The sequence below is a fragment of the Actinomadura luteofluorescens genome, from assembly GCF_013409365.1.
Lineage (GTDB): Bacteria > Actinomycetota > Actinomycetes > Streptosporangiales > Streptosporangiaceae > Spirillospora > Spirillospora luteofluorescens.
The window spans coordinates 1,798,843-1,818,873 of the sequence record NZ_JACCBA010000001.1 but is presented as its reverse complement, the minus strand read 5'-3'; the positions used below and the strand labels follow the sequence as shown (position 1 = coordinate 1,818,873).

The following is a 20,031-nucleotide window of genomic DNA, read 5'->3' as shown; positions in this document are numbered from 1 at the left end:
TCAGCGAGCGCGGGGGATGTAGGCCAGGCCGTGCGCCCCGGGCTCGCCGCGCTTGGCGATGTCGAGCCGGTTGAGCCGCTTCATCGACTCCAGGTCGATGACGTCGACCGTCGAGGACGTGACGCAGGCGACGTATCCGAGCGCGCCGTCCGGTGAGGACGTGATCGTGAGCGGGAACAGGCCGACCTCCGAATGGCCGAGCCGGTCGCCGGAGACGGCGGAGAACACCGTCAGCCGGCCGGGGGCGTGGCCGCCCAGAGGGCTCCCGGGTTCGGCGGCCATCCGCAGCTCCCCGGCCAGGACCTTGCCGGTCGACGTGACGTGGACGGGGAACACGATGTTCTCGACGGAAAGGACCTCGGTCACCGCGGCGGTCTTGGCGTCGATGACCCGGATGCCGGGGGAGGGCGGCTCGGCGCCCGAGGCGAACGATCCGTAGGGCGCGGCGACGAACACCCGCGTCCCGTCCGGTGACACGGCCAGTCCCTCGCTGCCGGGGACTTCGACCTTGGCGGTGAGCGTCCCCTTCTCCAGGTCGACGACCGAGACGAACGGCGCCTCCTTGTTGGTGGCGTAGCCCGTCGTCCCGTCCGGGCTGATGACGAACCAGTGCGGGCCCGGGGCCTCGGTGTCGATCCGCCCGATCGGGCGCCGTGTGGCGGTGTCGACGACCACCACGCCGCCGGGCCTCTCGTCGGATCCCTCGACGCTCGCGTAGAGGAGCCCGCGCTCGGCGTCCAGGGCGAGGCCGTGCGGCGCGTGCTCCGGCGACAGGTCGACGACCTCGACGATCCGCCGCGTGTCGGGGTCGATGGCGGTGAGCTCGCTGCGCCTGCCGGAGTTCGCGTGGTAATAGCCCGAGCGGTAGGTGCTGGCGCACCACAGGAGCCGCCGGCGGGCGTCGAAGCACAGCTCGTGAGGTTCGGCGAGGACGTCGACGTCGCCGACGCGGGTGTCGTCGGCGGCGTCGAAGAACGAGACGGTGGCGCCGCTCTGGCTCACCACCGCCAGCAGGTCGCCTTCCCTGCCTGCGCGGACGGACTGCGTCATGGTCACTCCAGGGTTCGTAACGTGCGGACGCTTGGAGTCTTGGCCACCACCGACATGTCGCACAATGCAAAGATGGGCAACGGATAGTTTCGCCGAACGCAATTCGATGAGGGGTGTCATGGACCTCAACCTGCTGACGACCCTGGACGCCCTCCTCCAGGAGAACAGCGTCACCCGTGCGGCCGAGCGCCTCGGCACCTCTCCGGCCGCCGTCAGCCGCGCCCTCGGACGGCTGCGCCGCACCACCGGCGACCCGCTCCTGGTCCGCGCCGGGCAGCAGATGGTCCCCACCCCCCGCGCGGTGCGCCTGCGGGAGGAGGTCCGCTCGCTCCTCGAACACGCCGACGCCGTCCTCGCCCCGGCGCCCGGGCCCGGCCTTCCCGACCTGGACCGGACGTTCACCGCCCAGGTCAGCGACCTCCTGCTGGCCAATCTGGCCGCGCCGCTGACCGAACGCGTCCGCGCCCAGGCGCCCCGGGCCGTACTGGTCTTCCTCCCGGAGTCGATCGAGGGGACGCCCGCCCTGCGCCAGGGCACGGTCGACCTCGAACTCGGCGTCCTCGACCATCTGGACCCCGAGACCCGCACCGAGGCCCTGACGTCGGTCCCCCTCGTCGCCGTCGCCCGAGCCGACCACCCCCTGTTCGACGGCCCCGTCGACGCCCGCCGGTTCGCCGCCGCCGACCACATCGGCATCTCCCGGCAGGGCAAGCGCCATGGGCCCATCGACGCCGCGCTCGCCCGGCAGGGGCTGCGCCGCCGGGTCGCGGCCGTCGTCCCGAGCCATACCGCCGCCCTGCTGATGGCCCGCACCGGCGACCTGGTCTGCCTCACCCTCGACGGATGGCTCCCCGAGGCCCTCACCGCCCTTGGACTGCGCACCTTCCCGATCCCCGTCGCGACCCCGCCCATCGAGATCGGCATGGCCTGGCACCCGCGCCACTCCTCCGATCGGGGCCACCAGTGGTTCCGTGACCAGGTCCGCACCACCGTCCGCCAGAACTCGCCCGCACGTAGGTGAAGCCGGGGCGCGCCGCGCCGGGTGGATCTTGGTGGTTCCATGCGGGCGGGTGGTCGTTTCGGGGGTGATGATCGGGTAAGTGGGAGGCGACGTGCCTTGCGGAGGGGGGCTGCGGCGGCATGCTCGCGCTGGTTCTCGCTTATGCCGTCGTCGCGGTGGCGGTGCCCTGGGTGCTCGGGCGCCGTCGGCGCGTGATGGCGTGCGTCGCCGCGGTCCTTCCGGCGGTGACGGCCGGGTGGGCCGCCGCGCAGGTCGGGCGGGGCGCGGTCACGGCGCGGCTGGACTGGGCGCCGGAGCTCGGGCTGGTCTTCGACTTCCGGCTGGACGCGCTGTCCATCGTGATGCTGCTGCTGATCGGCGGGGTGGGCGCCGTCGTCCTGTGCTACGCGGGCTGGTACTTCGAGCGTCCCGAACGGCTGATGATCGGGACGCTCGTCGCGTTCGCGGGGGCGATGACGGGGCTGGTGCTGGCCGACAACCTCCTCGTCCTGTACGTGTTCTGGGAGCTGACCACGGTCAGCTCGTTCGTGCTCATCGGCGCGACGCGGCCGGAGCGGGCGGAGGACAGGCGGGCGGCCGCGCAGGCGCTGCTGACGACGACCGCGTTCGGGCTGGTCATGCTCGCCGGGTTCGTGCTGCTCGGGCAGACCGCCGGGACGTACCGGATCTCGGCGATGGTGGCCGATCCGCCCAGCGGTCCGCCGGCGACGGCCGGGGTGGTGCTGGTGCTGCTCGGGGCGTTCGCCAAGTCGGCGCAGGTGCCGCTGCACGCGTGGCTTCCCGCCGCGATGGTGGCGCCCACGCCGGTCAGTGCCTATCTGCACGCCGCGGCCATGGTGAAGGCCGGTGTCTACCTGGTGGCGCGGCTGGCGCCGGCGTTCGGCGACGCCGGGGTGTGGCGCCCGCTGGTGGTGGGGGTCGGGTTGCTGAGCCTGTTGACGGGCGGGGTGCTCGCTCTGCGGCAGCATGACCTGAAACGGCTGCTCGCGTACGGGACGGTGAGCCAGCTCGGCCTACTGATGGTCCTGCTGGGCGACGGGACGCGGACCGCGGCGCTGGCGGGCACCGCGTTGCTGCTGGCCCACGGGCTGTTCAAGGCGCCGCTGTTCCTGACGGTCGGGACGGTGGAGCACGAGACGGGGACGCGCCGCGCCGACCGGCTCTCGGGAGCCTGGCGGCGGCTGCCGGTCCTGGCTGTCACGGCGACGGCGGCGACGGCGTCGATGATCGGTCTGCCGCCGTTCCTGGGGTTCGTGGCGAAAGAGGCGGCCATGGAGGCGTTCGCCCATGGCGGTTGGGATGTGGCCGTCCTCGCCGGTGTCGTGGCGGGGTCCGCGCTGACCGTGGCCTATGGCGTGCGGTTCCTGGTCGGTGCGTTCGGCGGCCGGGCCGAGGTCACGCCCGGGGGTCACTGGGGTCTGGTGGGACCCGTTGTCGTCCTCGCCGTGGCCGGATTCGCCTTGGGTGTTGCTCCCGGGGTGATGCAGAAGCTCGCCGGGCCCTATGCGGACACGCTGGCGAGTGACGGTGAGTACAAGCTCGCCCTCTGGCACGGCCTCGGGCCGGCGCTGTGGCTCTCCGTGGTCGCGCTCGTGGTGGGCGCCGTGGTGTTCGTCCTGTTCGGTCGGACGTTCCCGGTCAGGCGGGCGCGGTGGCGGTTCCTCGACGCGCAGCGCGACTACGACGGGACGGTCGAGGGGATCCTCGCCGGGGCGCACGCGGTCACCACGCGCGTGCAGATCGGTTCGCTGCCCGTCTACCTCGGTGTGATCGGGGCGATGGCGCTGGTGGTGCCCGGGTCGGCGCTGGTGGCGGCCCTGGTCCGGGGGACGGGCCCGGAGATCCCGGTGGCCCGGCTACGGGCGTGGGACGACCCCGCGCAGGTCGTCCTCGCCGTGGTCGTGATCGGCTGCGCGCTCGCGGCGCTGCGGGCCCGCCGCAGGCTGACGGCCGCGCTGCTGCTCGCCGGGACGGGCTACGGGGTCGGCGGGCTGTTCGTGGTGCAGGGCGGTCCCGATCTCGCGCTGACGCTCTTCGTCGTGGAGACGCTGTCGCTGATCATGCTGGTGCTGGTGCTGCGGCGGCTGCCGGTCCGGTACCCGGAGAGGCGCCGCACGGGGCCGGCGAGGGCGGTCGCCGGGACGGTCAGCGTGTGCCTGGGCGGGTTCGTCGCGCTGTTCCTGGTGGTGGCGGCGCTGAGCCGCGACTCCCGTCCGGTCGGTGCCGGGTACGCGCGGCTCGCCGCCGAGGAGGGGGCTGAGAACGTCGTGAACGCGATCCTCGTCGAGATGCGGGCGCTCGACACGCTCGGCGAGATCACGGTGCTGGGCGTCGCGGCGATGGGCGTGGTCGGGCTGGTGACCAGCGGGCGGCGGCTGCCGAGCCCGACCGGCGGCGAGCGCGGGCCCGGGGAGGCGGGGAGCCGCTGGCTGGCGGCGCCGGGGCGCCCGCCCCTGGGCGGATCGTCGGTGGTGCTGGAGGCCGCGGCGCGGTTCCTCGGCCCGACGATCCTGGTGTTCTCCCTCTACCTGCTCGTCGCGGGGCACGGCCACCCGGGGGGCGGGTTCGTGGGCGGGCTCGTGGCGGGCATGGCGTTCGTGCTGCGCTACCTGCCGGGCGGGCGGCGGGAGCTGGCGACCGCGCTGCCGGTGCGGCCGAGCGTCCTGATCGGCGGCGGCCTCGGGCTCGCGGTCGCCACGGGCGCGGCCGGCTGGACGGCCGGCGGGTTCCCGCACGGGGAGTTCCTCCAGGGGGAGGTCTGGCACGCGTCGCCGCCCGTCCTGGGCGAGGTCCACGTGCCGACCAGCCTGTTCTTCGACATCGGGGTGTATCTGGTGGTCCTCGGGCTGGTGCTGACGATCCTCACCACGCTCGGGGCGAGCCTGGAGGACGAGCCGGACGAGGAGGAGGCGGTGTGACCGGGCCCGCGCTCGTCCTCGTGCTGACCGTCGCGGTGCTGTTCGCGGCAGGGTTCGACCTGCTGATGCAGCGGTCGCTGATCCGCGTCGTGGTGGGCTTCATGCTGCTCGGGCACGGCGCCAACCTCGTCCTGCTGCTGGCGGGCGGGGCAGCGGGGGGGCCGCCGCTGCTCGGCGGGGAGTCGCGGCTGACGATGGCCGACCCGCTGCCGCAGGCCATGGCGCTCACCGCCATCGTGATCACGTTCGGGGTCACGGCGTTCCTGCTGGCGCTGGCCTACCGCAGCCGGCGGCTGCTCGGCGAGGACGAGGTGCAGGACGACGTCGAGGACCGCCGGATCTGCGCCGAGCGCCGCCGCGGGTCCTGGGACGCCCCGCCGGAGCGGCACGACCCGCTGGAGGAGGACGAGTGAACGTCCTGCTTCCGCTGCCGTTCGCGCTGCCGCTGCTCGGCGCGGCGCTCGCGATGATCAGCCGTCGCCGCCGGTTCTGGCTGCGGGTCCTCGCGCCGCTCGTCGGGGCCGGGGCCGTGGCGGCCTGCGTGGCGGTGCTGGTCGCCGTGGCGCGGGAGGGGGTCGTCGCAGTGCAGGTCGGTGGGTGGGCGGCCCCGTTCGGGATCACGCTCGTCGCCGATCGGCTGTCGGCGCTGCTGCTCGTGGTGTCCAGCACCGTGCTGCTGGCGATCATGCTGCACGCGGTGGCGGAGGGCGCGGGCGCGCTGGAGCGGCGCAGCGAGCCGGGCGTCTTCCATCCCGCGTACCTGGCGCTGACGGCCGGGGTCGGCCTGGTGTTCCTCGCCGGTGACCTGTTCAACCTGTTCGTCGCGTTCGAGGTGATGCTCGCGTCGAGCTACGTGCTCATGACCCTCCAGCCGACGGCCGAACGCCTCCGGGCGAGCATGACCTACACGGTCGTCAGCCTCACGTCCTCGATCATGTTCCTCACCGCGCTCGGCCTGACCTACGCGGCGGCCGGGACGGTGAACCTCGCCGACCTGTCCGAGCGCGTCCCGGCGCTGCCGGCGGGCACCCGGACGGCGCTCGGGCTGCTGTTCCTCGTGGTGTTCGGGATCAAGGGCGCGATCGTGCCGATGCACCTGTGGCTGCCCGACGCCTACCCCGCCGCCCTCACCAAGGTCACCGCCGTGTTCGCCGCGCTGCTGACGAAGGCCGCGGTCTACGCGCTCATCCGCGTCGAGACGCTGGTGTTCCCCCGCGAGCACGGGTCGTGGGTGATGCTCGTCCTCGCCGCCGGGACGATGGTCGTCGGCACCCTCGGCGCGCTGGCGAACGACGACATCCACCGGGTGTTCTCCTTCACCCTCGTCGGCCACATCGGCTACATGCTCTTCGGGCTCGCGCTGTTCAGCGTCGCCGGGCTCACCGGGGCGATCCTCTACCTCGTCCACCACATCGTCGTGCAGGCGACGCTGTTCCTGGTCAGCGACCTGATCCAGGCCCGCACGGGGGAGACGTCGCTGCACCGGCTCGGCGGCCTCGCGCGCCTGTCGGCCCTCATCGCCGTGCTGTTCTTCATCCCCGCGATGAGCGTGAGCGGCGTGCCGCCGACGTCCGGGTTCGTCGCGAAGCTCGCCCTGTTCCAGGCGGGCCTCGGGTCGGGACGGCCGCTGGCGTACGCCGTCACGGGCGTCGCGGTGCTCGCGAGCCTCCTCACGCTCATGGCGATGGCGCGGATCTGGGCGCTCGGGTTCTGGCGGCCCCGCCCGGCCGAGGCGGGGGAGCCGCCCCCCTCCGAGCCCTACACGCGGGGCGGGGTGCGGGTGATGCAGGCCGTGACCGCCGTGATGGTCGCGGGCGGGCTCCTCATCGCCGTGTTCGCCGGGCCGCTGTCGTCCTGGAGCGCGCGCGCCGCGGCCGACCTGGTGGAGCCGTCGGCCTACCGGCGGGCCGTGCTCGACGGGAGGACGCCGTGACGACCGCGGTCCGCAGGATCGGCGCCCGGCTGGGCATGGCGGCGTGGCTCCTCGCGGTCTGGGTGGTGCTGTGGGGCCGGGTCGACGCCCTCATCGTCGCGGGCGGCGTCGTCGCCGTGGTCGTCGCCTACGCGGTGAGCAGGCTGCCCGCGGTCCCGCTCGTCACCAGGATCCGGCCGCTGCGCCTCGCCGAGGCCGCCGCGGAGCTCGCGTGGGACCTGCTGGCGTCGAGCGTGGTCATCGGCTGGCACGCGCTGCGCGCCCCGCGCCGGGTCCGGGGCGCCGTCATCGAGGTGCGCGCCCGGACGCGCTCGGAGCTCGTCCTGCTCGTGGTCACGACGAGCATCTCCCTGCGCCCCGGCACCCTGCTCGTCGACCTCGACTGGGAGCGGTCGATCCTGCGCATCCACGGCATGCCGGTCCGCGACCGCCGGGAGGCCGACGCCATGCGGGACGGCGTGCTGCGCACGGAGCGCAGGCTGATGCGGGCCCTCGTGACACCCGAGGACACAGCGGAGGAAGGACAGGGATGACCGCCGTCTACACCGTCACCATGGTCCTGCTCGGCGCGGCGATCCTGATGACCGCCGCGCGGCTCGTCCGCGGCCCGACGTCCTTCGACCGGATCATGGCCGTGGACGTCCTCGCGGTCCTGCTGGTCAGCGGAATCGCGGTGCACTCGGCCGTCCGGGGCGAGCCCGCGCTGTCGACGATCCTGGTGGCCGTCGTGCTGCTGGGGTTCGTCGGGTCGGTCACCGCCGCCCGCCTCGCGGCGCGACGGGAGGACGGCTCGTGACCGCCGGCGACGTCGTCACCGCCGTCCTGCTCCCCGCGGGCGCCGCGTTCTGCGCGGTGGGCGCGCTCGGCGTGCTGCGGTTCCCCGACCTGCTCACCCGGCTGCACGCCGCGACGAAGCCGCAGACGATCGGGCTCCTGCTCGTCCTCGCGGGCGCCGCGCCCCAGGCGCGCTCCGTCGCGGCCGCCGCCCCGCTGCTGCTGGTCGCGATCGTCCAGCTGCTCACCGCGCCCGTCGCCGCGCAGACCATCGGCGCCGCCGCCTACCGCGCCGGCGCCCTCGACCGGTCCGCCCTCACCCTCGACGACACCGACACCGACATCGACGACACCGGCCGCGGCCCCTGACCCGGCTCACTCCTCGGTGGCGGGGCTGCCGCCGGCGACGACCTCGGCGAGCAGGTCCTCCTCGGTGGCGCCGCGCCGCCAGTAGCCGGTGAAGGTGACGGCGCGGCGGTCCAGCCCGCGCTCGTTCACCAGGTGCCGGCGCAGCGCCTTCACCACGGCGGACTCGCCCGCGATCCACGCGTACGCGCCGTCCGGGATCGATGCCGCGCGCACGGCGTCCAGCAGACCGCCGGGGGAGACCCAGTCGATCCGCGCCTCTGCCGCGGTCGGCAGGTCCTGGCGGTCGCCGGGCTCGGGGACGTCGATCCAGACCTGCGCGGACGTCCCGGCGGGCAGCCAGGCGAGGTTGCCGGCGATGGCGGGCAGCGCGGTCAGGTCGCCCGCGATCACGACCGGCGCGCCGGGCGGCGGCCGGAAGTCGAAGCCGCCGTTGTCGGGGCCGGTCGGGCCGAGGACGGCGACGCGGTCGCCCGCGCTCGCCGCCGCGGCCCAGCGGGCGGCCGGGCCGGACGCGCCGTCCATGTGCAGCGCGAAGTCGACGTCCAGCTCGCCGGGGCGCTTGGCGCGGACGGTGTAGGACCGCATGACGCCGCGCACGGCCGGGTCCAGCGCCCGCCAGTCGGCGAACCACGTGTCGCCGCCGCTGCCCTGCGGCATGACGGGGGCGTCCTGGTGCGGGTGCGGCAGGAAGATCTTGAACCGCTGGTCGCGGCCGCCGGTGACGAAGCCGTCCACGGACTCGCCGCCGAAGGTGATGCGGACCATGGACGGGCCGAGCCGCTCGGACCGCAGGACGTGCAGGTCGAAGAAGGCGTACGGATGCGCCGGGGTCTTCGCCATGGCGGCCTCAGCCCGTCTTCTTCGCCGACCGGAGGGACGCGGCGAGCGCCTCGATGATCGGCGCGCAGCCCTCGTAGGAGAAGCGGGGCTCGGGCTGCCACGCGATGACCTGGCCCGCCTTCACCGCGGGCAGGTCCTTCCAGGACGGCTTGGAGCCGAGGTCCTTCGGCTGGAGCGCCTGCGTGCGGGAGTCGAGCATGATGACGTCGGCCTTGTACTTGTCGGCGTTCTCCCAGCTCAGATTCTCGAAGTAGCCCTCCTTGCTCAGGTTGTCCGGCTCGATCAGGTCGAGGCCGAGCTCCTTGAAGTAGATGAGGTCGGTGTTCTTGGCCGGGCTGGAGGCGTAGAAGAGGTCGGGGCTCGCGGACGCCGCCAGCACCTTCAGGCCCGGCTTGGCCCTGACCGCCGCGCGCAGCGCCCCGACGGCCTTGTCGAAGCGCGCCTTGGCGGCGGTGACCTTCGCCGACTTCAGGTCGGCGCCGAGGGCGGCGGCGAGGGCGGCGGTCCGCTCGATCGGCTTCGGCAGCGCGACGGCGCCGGCGGAGATGGCGACCGAGCCCGCCAGCGCGAAGATCTTGTCCTTGCTCTCGGCCGGCACGTAGAACAGCTCGCCCGGCAGGAACATGTTGTCGACGAGCAGGTCGGGGCGAAGCGCGGCGTACTTCTCGATGTTGAACTCGCCGTAGGCGTTGCCGATGATCTCCAGGCGGTCGACGGGCAGGTTCCCGGCCTGCGGGTCGGGCTTGCCGTCCTTGAGCTTGGTCGGGCCGAACACGCCGACGATCTGGCGGTCCACGCCGAAGTCGTAGAGGGCGGCGGCGGTGCCGACGTAGCCGACGACCCGCTGCGGGCGCGCCTTGAGCCGGACCTCGGTGCCGCGGTCGTCGGTGAACGTCCAGGCGCCGCCGGGCGAGGCCGTGCCGCTCGCGTCGCCGCCGCTTCCGCACGCGCTGATGAGCGCCCCGAGGGCGAGGGCGCCGCCCGCGCCGAGCAGGCCGCGGCGGGTGAGGTGCTGTGCCCCGTTGTTCAACATGTCCTACTTTCTCCCAAATCAAGTTGCCTGACCGGATGGTCGGCCGATGGGAGCTTAGGTTAACCTAACCTAAGATCTTGTCCAGAGTGGGGACCGTCACGGTGGTCCCCGGCCGTCCCCCCGGAGCCCGCCACGTGTTGACGACGAAGTCGCCGCCGGTCACGCCGCCCGCGGCCGACCGGCGTCCGCCGGTCGGCAGGTCGGCCGCCGGGCTCGCCGGCGCGCTGCTCCTCCTCCTCGCCACCGTCGTGCTGAGCCTCGGGATCGGAGCGAAGCCGCTGTCGCCCGGGCAGGTCTGGGACGGGCTCCTCCACTCCGATTCGGCGGCGTACACGCTCGTCCGCGAGATGCGCCTGCCCCGCACCCTGCTCGGCCTGCTCGCCGGGACGGCGCTCGGCCTCGGCGGAGCGGTCATGCAGTCGCTCACCCGCAACCCGCTCGCCGACCCCGGCCTCCTCGGCATCAACGCGGGCGCCGCCGCCGCGGTCGTGTCGGCCATCTCCTTCCTCGGTGTCACCTCGTTCACCGGGTTCGTGTGGTTCGCGTTCGCCGGCGCGGGCGCCGTCGCGGTGCTGCTCTACGCGGTCGGCGGCGGGCGCGCCGCCACTCCGGCCCGCCTCGCCCTCGCCGGGTCCGCGCTGAACGCCGCGCTCTTCTCCTACGTGAACGCCGTGCAGCTGCTCGACACCGCGTCCCTCGACCGGATGCGCTTCTGGACGGTCGGGTCGCTCGCCTCCGCGCAGGGCTACACCGTCGTCCGCGTCGCGCCGTTCGTCCTGGCCGGGCTGGTGGCGGCGCTGCTGCTGGCGCGGCCGCTGAACGCGATGGCGATGGGGGAGGACGCGGCCCGCTCGCTCGGCGCCGACCCCGGGCGGGTCCGGATCGCCGCGATCGTCACCGTCACGCTGCTGTGCGGCGCGGCGACGGCGGCGTGCGGGCCGATCATCTTCGTCGGGCTGATGGTGCCGCACCTCGTCCGCGCGCTGACCGGCCCCGACCTGCGCCGGCTGATCCCGTACTGCGCGGTCCTCTCGCCCGCCCTGATGCTCGCGGCGGACGTCTTCGGACGCGTCATCGTGCGCCCGTCGGAGCTCCAGGTCGGCGTCGTGATGGTCGTCGCGGGCGGGCCGGTGTTCCTCTACTTCGTCCGCCGGCACGGAGGATCACGCGCATGAGCAGGGGGCCGCATTTCGCCGTCGTCCGGACGCCCGCCGTGTCGTTCCGGTTCCGGCCGCGCGCCCTCGTCGTCGCGGCGCTCTGCCTCGCCGCCGCGCTCGGCACGGGCGTGCTCCTCATCGGCAGCGGCGACTTCCCGATGAGCCCCGCCGACGTCGTGCGGACGCTGGCCGGCCGGGGCTCGCCCGCCGACTCGCTCATCGTGAACGAGATCCGGCTGCCGCGCGTGGCGGCCGCGCTCGCGGTCGGCGCCGCCCTCGGGTTGGCGGGCGCGATCTTCCAGTCGCTGGTCCGCAACCCGCTCGGCAGCCCCGACATCCTCGGATTCAGCCAGGGCGCCGCGACCGGCGTCCTCGCCGTGATCGTGCTGACCGGCGCGGGCAGCGTCGCGGTCGCGGCCGGCGCCGCCGGCGGCGGCCTGCTCACCGGCCTGGTCGTGTACCTGGTGGCCGGACGGCACGGCGCGCACGGGCAGCGGCTCATCCTCACCGGCATCGGCGTCGCCGCGATCCTCACCGGCGTCAACGGCTACCTGATCACCCAGGCGCAGATCACCGACGCGGCCCGCGCCGTGCTGTGGCTGACCGGCAGCCTGGACGGCCGCGACTGGGCGGACGCCGCGCCCGTCATCGCGGCGCTCGCCGTGCTCGGACCGCTCGTCCTCGCCGGCTGCGGCCGGGCGCTGCGGATGCTGGAGATGGGTGACGACGCGGCGCACGGGCTCGGCGTGCCCATCGAGCGGGTCCGGGTGCTGCTGCTGGCCGCGGCCGTGCTGCTCACCGCGCTCGCCTCGGCGGCGGCCGGGCCGGTCTCGTTCGTCGCGCTGACCGCGCCGCAGATCGCCCGCCGCCTCACCCGTACCGCCGGACCCAACCTGCTGCCGGCGGCCTGCATGGGCGCCGCGCTGCTGGTGGCCGCCGACTGGGCGGCGCAGCGCGGCTTCCCCGGCCACCAGCTCCCGGTCGGCGTGGTGACCGGGCTGCTCGGCGGCGGATACCTGGTCTGGCTCCTCGTGACCGAACGCAAGACGGGACGGATGTGATGAAGGACGCGACCGCGCGGCTCGCCGGCACGGGGCTCACCCTGGCCTACGACAAGCGCACCATCGCCGAGGACCTCGACGTGGCGGTCCCCGAGGGATCGTTCACGGTGATCGTGGGCCCGAACGCGTGCGGCAAGTCGACGCTGCTGCGCGCGCTGGCGCGGATCCTCAAGCCCACCGCCGGGACGGTCGTGCTGGACGGCCGTCCCATCGCCGACTGGCCCGCCAAGAAACTGGCGCGGACGCTCGGGCTGCTGCCGCAGTCGTCCATCGCGCCGGAGGGCATCACGGTCGCCGACCTCGTCTCGCGCGGCCGGTACCCGCACCAGAGCCTGCTGCGGCAGTGGTCCAGGGAGGACGAGCGGGTCGTCGCCGATTCGATGGCCGCGACCGGTGTCGGGGACCTCGCCGACCGGCACGTGGACGAGCTGTCGGGCGGGCAGCGGCAGCGGGTCTGGATCGCGATGGTGCTCGCCCAGCAGACGCCGCTGCTGCTGCTGGACGAGCCGACGACCTACCTCGACATCGCGCACCAGATCGAGGTGCTCGACCTGTGCGCGCGGCTGCACGAGGAGGGCCGGACGGTCGTCGCCGTCCTGCATGATCTCAATCACGCCGCCCGCTACGCCACGCACATGATCGCGATGCGGGACGGCCGGATCGCGGCCGAGGGCGACCCGTCCGCCGTCGTCACCGCCGACCTGGTGGAACGCGTCTTCCGGCTGCCGTGCAGGGTGATCGACTGCCCGGAGACCGGCACCCCGCTGGTCGTCCCGGCGGCCCGCGCCCGCATCCCCGCGCCGCGCTGAGGCGCCCCGCGGCGGGCGGGGCCGGACGGGGCACGGCCGGAATCGTTGTAGCCTCCTAATGGTTGTAGGGCTATAACGATTGGAGGCGGCGTGCCCGAACTCAGTCCCCGGCGACGGCTGGCGGTGCTGGCCATCTGCTGCCTGAGCCTGCTCATCGTCAGCCTGGACAACACGATCCTCAACGTCGCGCTCCCCTCGCTGCAGCGCGACTTCCACAGCTCGCTGTCGGGCCTGCAGTGGACGATCGACGCGTACCTGATCGTCCTGGCGTCCCTGCTGCTCCTGTCCGGCTCCACCGCCGACCGGATCGGGCGGCGCCGCGTGTTCCAGACGGGGCTCGCCCTGTTCTCCGTCGGGTCGGTGCTGTGCAGCCTCGCGCCGTCCCTCGGCCTGCTCGTCGCCGCCCGCGTCGTGCAGGCGGTCGGCGGGTCCATGCTCAACCCCGTCGCGATGTCGATCATCACGAACGTGTTCACCGAGCCGCGCGAGCGGGCCCGCGCCATCGGCGTCTGGGGCGCCGTCGTCGGGCTCAGCATGGCGATGGGGCCGCTGGTCGGCGGGCTGCTGGTCGACTCGGTCGGCTGGCGGTCGATCTTCTGGCTGAACGTGCCGATCGGGCTGGCCGCGCTCGCGCTGACCGCGCTGTTCGTCCCCGAGTCGCGCGCCCCGCGCCCCCGCCGCCCCGACCCGCTCGGCCAGGCGTTCATGATCCTGCTGCTCGGGACGCTGACCTTCGCGATCATCGAGGCGCCCGGCCGCGGCCTGGCCGACCCGGCCGTCTACGGCGCCGCGCTCGTCGCGGCCGCGTCACTCGCCGGGTTCGTCGGGCACGCCCTGCGCGCCCCCGAACCACTGATCGACCTGCGCTTCTTCCGCAGCGTCCCGTTCTCCGGCGCGACCGTCGTCGCCGTCAGCGCGTTCGCCGCGCTCGGCGGCTTCCTCTTCCTCAACACCCTCTACCTGCAGAACGTGCGCGGGCTGTCGGCGCTGCACGCGGGGCTGTTCCTGCTGCCGATGGCGGCGATGACCGCCGTGACCGCCCCGCTGTCGGGACGGCTCGTCGGCGGCCGGGGCCCCCGGCTCCCGCTCCAGATCGCGGGGGCGGCGATGCTCGCCAGCGGGCTGCTGTTCGCCGCGTTCGACGCCGAGACGAACGACCTCACGCTGTTCGCCGCGTACGTGCTGTTCGGCATCGGGTTCGGCATGGTGAACTCGCCGATCACCAACACCGCCGTGGCGGGGATGCCGCGCGCCCAGGCGGGCGTCGCCGCGGCGGTCGCCTCCACCAGCCGCCAGATCGGGCAGGCGCTCGGCGTCGCGGTGATCGGCGCCGTGCTGGCCGCCGGGACGGCCGCGGAGCACCCCGCCGCGTCCGCCTTCGTGTCGGCCGCCCGACCGGCATACTGGATCCTCGCCGGATGCGCCGCCGCCGTCCTGGTGCTGGGCACGGCCACCACGGGCCGGCGGGCCGCCCGCAGCGCGGCGCGCACGGCCGGCCTGTTCGGCGGCGACGAGCCGGCGCCGGACGCACGCGATGTGACGGGAGCGAGTGCGCGATGACCGAGCCCGCCGTCCAGCACGCCGACACCGCCGCGCGCGCGTGGCACAACCTGCGGGTCCTGCTGCACGAGCGCGGCGACCGGCGCCGCGAGGTCACCGACGCGCTCGGCATGAGCTTCTTCCGGGTCAAGGCGCTGCGCCACATCGCCGCGGCGACCGCCCCGCTGTCCTTGCGCGACCTCGCCGAGCGGCTGCTCACCGACCGCCCCTACGTCACCCTCGTGGTGGACGACCTGGTCGGGCGGGGCCTGGTCGAGCGGACCGAGAACCCCGCCGACCGCCGCTCCAAGATCGTGACGGCGACGGCGGCGGGGCGGGCCGCGGCGGCGGAGGCCGAGCGGATCCTCGACACCCCGCCGCCCTCGCTCTACGACCTCCCGGCCGAGGATCTGGCGGTCCTCGACCGGGTCGCGGCGCGCCTGGTCTCCGAAGGCTGACCGCGGCCCCGGGTCAGGCTCCGGCGGGGACCTTGTAGGTCCTGGCCGCCTCCGACTCCGCGGGCTCCCGCTCGACGACCAGGCCGCCGAGCGCCTTGGCGTCCGTCCGCAGGATGTAGGTCCTGCGCGTGCCGGGCTCGTCCACCTTCGAGAAGTCCATCGGCGTGCCGTAGCCGCCGTCGTGGGCGGTGGTGGAGCGGTGCGCGGTGATCAGGCCCTCGCGGGTGAGGTCCTTGGCCGCGCACGCCTTCTTCAGCGCGTCCGCGAAGATGACCGCGCCCGTGTAGCCGTTGACGACGGCGCTGTCGCGCGGCTGCCCCGGGTACTTCTTCCCGTAGTCGTCCGCCAGCTTCTCGATCGGCGCCAGGCCGGACGAGACGGGCGCCCCGGCGCTGGCGAGATAGAAGTCCTTGAGCAGCGCGGGCGCCGCCGCGGTCTGCAGCAGCTGCGGCGAGAACCCGGAGTTGCTCGCCACGATCGGCGCCGTCATGCCCTTGGCGCGGGCGAGGCCCGCCAGCGACGCCGACTGCCGCGGCCCGGCGCTCATCAGGATCGCCTTGACGCCCGCGCTCTTCAGCGCCGCGGCCTGCGCGGACATGTCGTTGTCGGTCGCCTTGATCTTCTGCTCGACGAGCGTGAGGCCGAGCTCGCCCGCGGCGTACTTCGCACCGGCGAGCGCGCTCTCGCCGTAGTCGCCCTCGAAGTACACGTGCCCGACCTTGTCGCCCTTGGCGAGGCCCTTCTCCCGGGTCAGGAAGTCCAGGGCGTTGATCATGTCGATGTCGTAGGTGGTGCCGGTGACCTGGATGTACCGGCTGCCCAGCAGCGTCGTCGACCAGGCGTTCGGGATGACGAACATCTTGTCGGACGTGATGCGCCCCTTGAGCGCCGTCACCATCGGCGAGCCGACGAACTGGGCGATGCCGATGACGCTCGACTGCATCTCGCTGTACGCGGCGACGGCCTTCTGCACGTCATAGCCGTGGTCGCGGACGACCAGCTCGACCTTGCGCCCGCACACGCCGCCCTGGGCGTTCAGCTGCTCGAAGTACAACTGCTGCGCCTGGGTGAGGCTCTTGCCGAGCGGCGCGTACACCCCGGTCAGGTCGGTCTCGACGCCGACGCGGATCGTGCCGTCGCTGACGCCGGGCCCGGTCCTGACGCCGTCCGGCCCGGTGCCGCCGGACCCGCCGGACGCCTTGCCGCTGCAGCCCGACGCCATGCCGAGCGGCAGCGCCGCGGCCAGCGCGGCGACCGCGGTGAGACGTGCCGCGCCCGGCCTGCGAATGCGCTTCATACGGGTTGCTCCTCTTGCTCGAATCGGGTGAGGGGACGGGAGGCCCGGCGCCGGGACGCGGCGGTGCGCAGCCGCGTCCACGTCCCGGTCAGGCCGCCGGGAAGGAACAGCACGACGGCGACGACGGCGGCGCCGTAGAGGATCCGGGCGGCCTCGGTGGGGGAGACGCCGCCCGAGCCGGGCGCGGCGACGAGCGGGAGGTCGTCGCCGAAGCGGGTGAGGAGCTGGGGCAGGACGGAGACGAACACCGCGCCCGCGACGGCGCCGGCCGCGGTGCCGAGCCCGCCGATGACGATCATGGCGAGGTAGTCCAGGGACAGGAACATGCCGAAGTAGTCCGGGACGGTCCGCCGGAACGCCAGCGCGAGCAGCGCCCCGGCCGCGCCCGCGTACATCGACGACAGCACGAACACCCCGGCCCGGTAGCGCGCCACCGGGACGCCCATCACCGCCGCCGCGACCTCGTGGTCGCGGATGGTGTTGAGGGCCCGCCCGGGCCGCCCCCGCAGGATGCCGCGCGCGATCCACACGGCCGGGACGAGCAGCGCGACGGCGAGGAACCACAGCCGCTCCAGCGCGCCGAGCGGGACCGCGAACACCACCAGCTCGGGGGCGTCGTCGAAGCGGAACCCGGCGATCTCCAGCGGCGGGACGTCCCGCCCGTTGAAGCCGCCGGTGACGCTCCCGGCGTTGAACAGCAGGTGCTGCCCGATGAAGATCAGCGCGAGGGACGCGATGCCGAGGTAGGTGCCGCGCAGCCGCCCGGCGATGGGGCTGAACAGCCCGCCCGCGACGCCCGCGAGCAGGATCGCGCCGAGGAACGCCAGCGGGGTCGGCAGCCCGAGCCCCGCGAGCCGCGGCCCGGAGCCGGACGCCAGGTAGACGTACCCGTACGCGCCGACCGCGAGGAAGAAGGCGTGCCCCATCGACAGCTGCCCGGTGGCGCCGGTCAGCAGGTTCAGGCCGATGGCGCCGATCGCCGCCGCCATCGCGAACAGGCCCGTCTGCAGCCAGAACGCGTCGAGGTAGAAGGGCATGGCCAGCAGGACGAGGATGCCCGCGGCGGCGGACGCGAGCCGGATCCGGGGGTCAGACACGCGACAGCTCCCTCGTCCCGAACAGCCCGGCGGGACGGACGAGCAGCACCGCGAGCATCACCAGGAACGGCGCCACGTCGCCGATGCCGCGCCCGAGGAACGCCAGCTGGCCCTGGTACCCGGTCACCAGCGACTCGGTGAGCCCGACGGCGAGGCCGCCGACGAGCGCGCCCGTCGTGGAGTCCAGGCCGCCGAGGATCGCGGCCGGGAACGCCTTCATCGCGGCGAACGAGGTGGCGCGGTCCAGGCCGGGGGTGGGGAACACGGTCAGGAACAGCGCCGCCACCGCCGCGAGCGCCCCCGCGATCGCCCACGCGGCGAGCGACACCCGGCTCAGCCGGACGCCCATGAGCGCGGCCGTCTCGCCGTCCTCGGCCGCCGCCCGCATCGCCACGCCCCACGGGGTGAGGCGGAACGCCAGCAGGAACGCGGTGATGAGGACGGCCGCGGTCACGAACGCGGCGATGCGCGTCTGCGCGACGCCGACGCCCGCCACCTCGACGATCCGGTCTCCCCACGGGTCGCCGAGCGGCAGGACCCGCGTGCCGATCTCCCGGGTCAGCGCCGTGGTCAGCACGATGTCGACGCCGATCGTGACGATCGCCAGCACGGAGTGGTCCTCCACCCGGGCGCGCCGCAGCACCAGCAGCTCCACCAGCGCGCCCGCGGCGGCCGCGGCGGCGACGCCCGCGCCGAGCGCCGGCAGGAACCCGATGTCGTCGTGCAGCACGGCCGTCACGTAGCCGCCCGCCAGCAGCAGCGAGGCGTGCGCGAAGTTGACCACCTCGGTGGCCTTGAAGATGACCACGAAGCCGAGGGCGATCAGCGCGTACACCGACCCCGCCGAGACCCCGTTGACCACCAGCTCGATGAACGTGCTCAAGGATTTCCCTCCGAATCGGGGGCGTCCGCGGGCGCGTGCGCGGCGCCGAGGTAGGCGCGGACCACGGCCGGGTCGCGCTGCACCGCCGCGGGCGCGCCGCCCGCGATGCGCCTGCCGAAGTCCAGGACGGTGACCTCGTCGGCCAGCCGCATCACCATTGCCATGTCGTGCTCGACCAGCAGGACCGAGAGGCCGAGGTCGGCGCGGGCGCGGGCGATGACCTCGGCCATCCGCCGCCGCTCCGCGCCGTTCATCCCGGCCACCGGCTCGTCCAGGAGCAGCAGCCGGGGCTCCATCGCGAGCGCCCGTGCCAGTTCGACCCGCTTGCGCACGCCGTAGGACAGCGGCCCGACGGGCGCGGCCAGATGCTCGCCGACGCCGACGAACGCGGCGATGTCGCGGACCCGGGCCCGGTGCCGCGCGTCCTCCCCGCGCGCCCACGGCATCCGCAGCCCCGCCGAGGCGAACCCGGCCCGGGTGAGGCGGTGCCGCCCGAGCATGAGGTTGTCCTCGACGGACAGGTGCCGCGACAGCGCGATGTTCTGGAACGTCCGGGCGACGCCGAGGGCCGCGATCCGGTGCGGCGGCAGCGCGGTGAGCTCCGCCCCGCCGAACCGCACGCTGCCCTCGCTCGCCCGGTAGACGCCGGACAGCACGTTGAAGCACGTCGACTTGCCCGCGCCGTTCGGCCCGATGACCGCGTGGACGCTGCCGGGCGCGACGGTGAAGTCCACCCCGTCCAGCGCCGTCAGCCCCGCGAACCGCACCGTGAGCCCGGTGACGCGCAGCTCGCCCTCCCCCGTCCCGCTCATCCGGCGGACCACCGCTCCAGCGAGGGCCCGTCCCCGGTCCCGGGGGCCTCGGCGTCCTCGCCGCCGACGCCGAGGTAGCGGCGCCTGACCTCGTCGCTCGCGGCCAGCTCCGCCGACGGGCCGTGCAGCGTCACCGCGCCGACCTCCAGCACGTGCGCGGACGACGACAGCTCCAGCGCCAGCGCCGCGTTCTGCTCGATCAGCAGGATCGCCGTGCCCTGCAGGTTGATCTCCCGGACGGTCTCGGCGATGCGCTCGGCCATCAGCGGCGCCAGCCCGAGCGTCGGCTCGTCCAGCAGCAGGACGGCCGGGCACGCCATGAGCGCCCGCCCGATCGCGAGCATCTGCTGCTCGCCTCCCGACAGCAGCCCGGCGCGCTGGCGCGCCCGCTCCGCCAGCAGCGGGAACAGCGTGAGCACCCGCGCGCGGGCCTTCGCCGCGTCGGACCTGCTCGGCGCGCCGAGCGCGCCCGCCCGCAGGTTCTCCTCGACGCTGAGCCGGCCGAACACCCGGCGGCCCTCCGGGACCTGCACCACCCCGGCCGCCACGACGGTGGCCGGGTGCAGGCCGACCAGGGACCGCCCGCCGAGCCGCACCGTGCCCGCGTCGACCGCGCCGCGGTGGAACGGCAGCGTGCCCGAGATCGCGCGGAGCAGGGTCGTCTTGCCGGCCCCGTTCGCGCCGAGGACGGCCGTGACCGATCCCGCCGGGACGTCCAGCGTGACCTCGCGCAGGGCCCGCACCGCCCGCCCGTAGCTCACCGACAGCCCACGGACCGCGAGGGTCCCGTTCGCCATGCGCCCCTCCAGAAGTTCGTGTGACCGGCACCCCAGCACGGGGCCCCGACCTGCGTCCACGGGCCGCGGGCAAGACGGGGCGGGGGTCCAATCGAACGTCGTTCGGGTTGTGCGGGGAGCACAGTGCGGCCCGATTCGGGCGGGCGTTCGTCCTTCTGGGGGTCCGGGTGCGTATGACCCGTC

At 74.3% G+C, this 20,031-nt stretch carries 20 protein-coding genes; 12 read left to right on the top strand and 8 right to left on the bottom strand.

The window, feature by feature from the left end:
• Window positions 1-1,050, bottom strand: a complete 1,050-nt coding sequence (locus BJY14_RS08225) for a YncE family protein (RefSeq protein ID WP_179843059.1) — start codon at window positions 1,048-1,050, stop codon at window positions 1-3.
• Window positions 1,051-1,168: 118 nt separating this feature from the next.
• Here BJY14_RS08225 and BJY14_RS08220 point away from each other — a divergent pair, with 118 nt between their 5' ends.
• The 7 genes from BJY14_RS08220 to mnhG all read left to right on the top strand — a co-directional run bounded on the left by BJY14_RS08220 (window position 1,169) and on the right by mnhG (window position 8,065).
• Complete coding sequence (locus tag BJY14_RS08220) at window positions 1,169-2,071, top strand: LysR family transcriptional regulator (RefSeq protein ID WP_179843058.1); 903 nt, start codon at window positions 1,169-1,171, stop codon at window positions 2,069-2,071.
• A gap of 119 nt (window positions 2,072-2,190) precedes the next feature.
• A complete protein-coding gene (locus BJY14_RS08215; RefSeq protein ID WP_179843057.1) occupies window positions 2,191-4,989 on the top strand; it encodes a Na+/H+ antiporter subunit A in 2,799 nt (932 codons plus the stop codon).
• Window positions 4,986-5,402, top strand: a complete 417-nt coding sequence (locus tag BJY14_RS08210; RefSeq protein WP_179843056.1) for a Na(+)/H(+) antiporter subunit C — start codon at window positions 4,986-4,988, stop codon at window positions 5,400-5,402. Before BJY14_RS08215 ends, BJY14_RS08210 begins: the two co-directional genes overlap by 4 nt.
• Window positions 5,399-6,922, top strand: a complete 1,524-nt coding sequence (locus BJY14_RS08205) for a Na+/H+ antiporter subunit D (RefSeq protein WP_179843055.1) — start codon at window positions 5,399-5,401, stop codon at window positions 6,920-6,922. Before BJY14_RS08210 ends, BJY14_RS08205 begins: the two co-directional genes overlap by 4 nt.
• Complete coding sequence (locus BJY14_RS08200; protein WP_179843054.1) at window positions 6,919-7,455, top strand: Na+/H+ antiporter subunit E; 537 nt, start codon at window positions 6,919-6,921, stop codon at window positions 7,453-7,455. The genes BJY14_RS08205 and BJY14_RS08200 overlap by 4 nt, the downstream gene beginning before the upstream one ends.
• The gene (locus tag BJY14_RS08195; RefSeq protein ID WP_179843053.1) at window positions 7,452-7,718 is read left to right on the top strand and encodes an MrpF/PhaF family protein; all 267 of its coding nucleotides are present in this window, start codon (window positions 7,452-7,454) and stop codon (window positions 7,716-7,718) included. The genes BJY14_RS08200 and BJY14_RS08195 overlap by 4 nt, the downstream gene beginning before the upstream one ends.
• On the top strand, window positions 7,715-8,065 hold the full coding sequence (mnhG, locus tag BJY14_RS08190) for a monovalent cation/H(+) antiporter subunit G (RefSeq protein WP_179843052.1): 351 nt from the start codon (window positions 7,715-7,717) through the stop codon (window positions 8,063-8,065). The genes BJY14_RS08195 and mnhG overlap by 4 nt, the downstream gene beginning before the upstream one ends.
• 6 nt (window positions 8,066-8,071) lie before the next feature.
• On the opposite strand, the gene BJY14_RS08185 is transcribed toward mnhG, so the two are convergent.
• Window positions 8,072-8,905 carry a siderophore-interacting protein gene (locus BJY14_RS08185; RefSeq protein ID WP_179843051.1) on the bottom strand — a complete coding sequence of 278 codons (834 nt, stop codon included), beginning with the start codon at window positions 8,903-8,905 and terminating at the stop codon, window positions 8,072-8,074.
• Window positions 8,906-8,912: 7 nt separating this feature from the next.
• A complete protein-coding gene (locus BJY14_RS08180) occupies window positions 8,913-9,938 on the bottom strand; it encodes an ABC transporter substrate-binding protein (protein ID WP_179843050.1) in 1,026 nt (341 codons plus the stop codon).
• 86 nt (window positions 9,939-10,024) lie between these two features.
• Between BJY14_RS08180 and BJY14_RS08175 the strand changes: the two genes are divergently transcribed.
• From BJY14_RS08175 to BJY14_RS08155, 5 genes are all read left to right on the top strand, one after another.
• Window positions 10,025-11,113, top strand: a complete 1,089-nt coding sequence (locus BJY14_RS08175) for a FecCD family ABC transporter permease (protein WP_312879782.1) — start codon at window positions 10,025-10,027, stop codon at window positions 11,111-11,113.
• Complete coding sequence (locus BJY14_RS08170; protein WP_179843049.1) at window positions 11,110-12,156, top strand: FecCD family ABC transporter permease; 1,047 nt, start codon at window positions 11,110-11,112, stop codon at window positions 12,154-12,156. The genes BJY14_RS08175 and BJY14_RS08170 overlap by 4 nt, the downstream gene beginning before the upstream one ends.
• Window positions 12,156-12,965: an ABC transporter ATP-binding protein gene (locus tag BJY14_RS08165; RefSeq protein WP_179843048.1), complete on the top strand. Its 810-nt coding sequence runs from the start codon at window positions 12,156-12,158 to the stop codon at window positions 12,963-12,965. Before BJY14_RS08170 ends, BJY14_RS08165 begins: the two co-directional genes overlap by 1 nt.
• A gap of 90 nt (window positions 12,966-13,055) precedes the next feature.
• Entirely contained in the window at window positions 13,056-14,525 is a 1,470-nt protein-coding gene (locus tag BJY14_RS08160) for an MFS transporter (protein ID WP_179843047.1), read from the top strand.
• Window positions 14,522-14,962, top strand: coding sequence for a MarR family winged helix-turn-helix transcriptional regulator (locus BJY14_RS08155; protein WP_179843046.1), 441 nt, complete (start codon window positions 14,522-14,524; stop codon window positions 14,960-14,962). Before BJY14_RS08160 ends, BJY14_RS08155 begins: the two co-directional genes overlap by 4 nt.
• A gap of 13 nt (window positions 14,963-14,975) precedes the next feature.
• Here BJY14_RS08155 and BJY14_RS08150 read toward each other — a convergent pair whose 3' ends face one another.
• The 5 genes from BJY14_RS08150 to BJY14_RS08130 are packed head-to-tail and all read right to left on the bottom strand — an operon-like array spanning window position 14,976 to window position 19,848.
• Window positions 14,976-16,259: an ABC transporter substrate-binding protein gene (locus BJY14_RS08150; RefSeq protein WP_179843045.1), complete on the bottom strand. Its 1,284-nt coding sequence runs from the start codon at window positions 16,257-16,259 to the stop codon at window positions 14,976-14,978.
• On the bottom strand, window positions 16,256-17,356 hold the full coding sequence (locus tag BJY14_RS08145; RefSeq protein ID WP_312879065.1) for a branched-chain amino acid ABC transporter permease: 1,101 nt from the start codon (window positions 17,354-17,356) through the stop codon (window positions 16,256-16,258). The genes BJY14_RS08150 and BJY14_RS08145 overlap by 4 nt, the downstream gene beginning before the upstream one ends.
• Window positions 17,349-18,239 (bottom strand): branched-chain amino acid ABC transporter permease, encoded by an 891-nt coding sequence (locus BJY14_RS08140; RefSeq protein ID WP_179843044.1) that lies wholly within the window; start codon window positions 18,237-18,239, stop codon window positions 17,349-17,351. Before BJY14_RS08140 ends, BJY14_RS08145 begins: the two co-directional genes overlap by 8 nt.
• A complete protein-coding gene (locus BJY14_RS08135) occupies window positions 18,236-19,051 on the bottom strand; it encodes an ABC transporter ATP-binding protein (RefSeq protein ID WP_179843043.1) in 816 nt (271 codons plus the stop codon). Before BJY14_RS08135 ends, BJY14_RS08140 begins: the two co-directional genes overlap by 4 nt.
• A complete protein-coding gene (locus tag BJY14_RS08130; RefSeq protein ID WP_179843042.1) occupies window positions 19,048-19,848 on the bottom strand; it encodes an ABC transporter ATP-binding protein in 801 nt (266 codons plus the stop codon). The genes BJY14_RS08135 and BJY14_RS08130 overlap by 4 nt, the downstream gene beginning before the upstream one ends.
• Between the last annotated feature and the right edge of the window lie 183 nt (window positions 19,849-20,031).

Excerpts from the sequence above, each read along its gene's own strand:
- BJY14_RS08225 (WP_179843059.1), bottom strand. The coding sequence starts at position 1,050 with ATGACGCAGTCCGTCCGCGCAGGCAGGGAAGGCGACCTGCTGGCGGTG.
- BJY14_RS08220 (WP_179843058.1), top strand. The coding sequence starts at position 1,169 with ATGGACCTCAACCTGCTGACGACCCTGGACGCCCTCCTCCAGGAGAAC.
- BJY14_RS08215 (WP_179843057.1), top strand. The coding sequence starts at position 2,191 with ATGCTCGCGCTGGTTCTCGCTTATGCCGTCGTCGCGGTGGCGGTGCCC.
- BJY14_RS08195 (WP_179843053.1), top strand. The coding sequence starts at position 7,452 with ATGACCGCCGTCTACACCGTCACCATGGTCCTGCTCGGCGCGGCGATC.
- BJY14_RS08185 (WP_179843051.1), bottom strand. The coding sequence starts at position 8,905 with ATGGCGAAGACCCCGGCGCATCCGTACGCCTTCTTCGACCTGCACGTC.
- BJY14_RS08180 (WP_179843050.1), bottom strand. The coding sequence starts at position 9,938 with ATGTTGAACAACGGGGCACAGCACCTCACCCGCCGCGGCCTGCTCGGC.
- BJY14_RS08170 (WP_179843049.1), top strand. The coding sequence starts at position 11,110 with ATGAGCAGGGGGCCGCATTTCGCCGTCGTCCGGACGCCCGCCGTGTCG.
- BJY14_RS08165 (WP_179843048.1), top strand. The coding sequence starts at position 12,156 with ATGAAGGACGCGACCGCGCGGCTCGCCGGCACGGGGCTCACCCTGGCC.
- BJY14_RS08155 (WP_179843046.1), top strand. The coding sequence starts at position 14,522 with ATGACCGAGCCCGCCGTCCAGCACGCCGACACCGCCGCGCGCGCGTGG.
- BJY14_RS08150 (WP_179843045.1), bottom strand. The coding sequence starts at position 16,259 with ATGAAGCGCATTCGCAGGCCGGGCGCGGCACGTCTCACCGCGGTCGCC.
- BJY14_RS08135 (WP_179843043.1), bottom strand. The coding sequence starts at position 19,051 with ATGAGCGGGACGGGGGAGGGCGAGCTGCGCGTCACCGGGCTCACGGTG.
- BJY14_RS08130 (WP_179843042.1), bottom strand. The coding sequence starts at position 19,848 with ATGGCGAACGGGACCCTCGCGGTCCGTGGGCTGTCGGTGAGCTACGGG.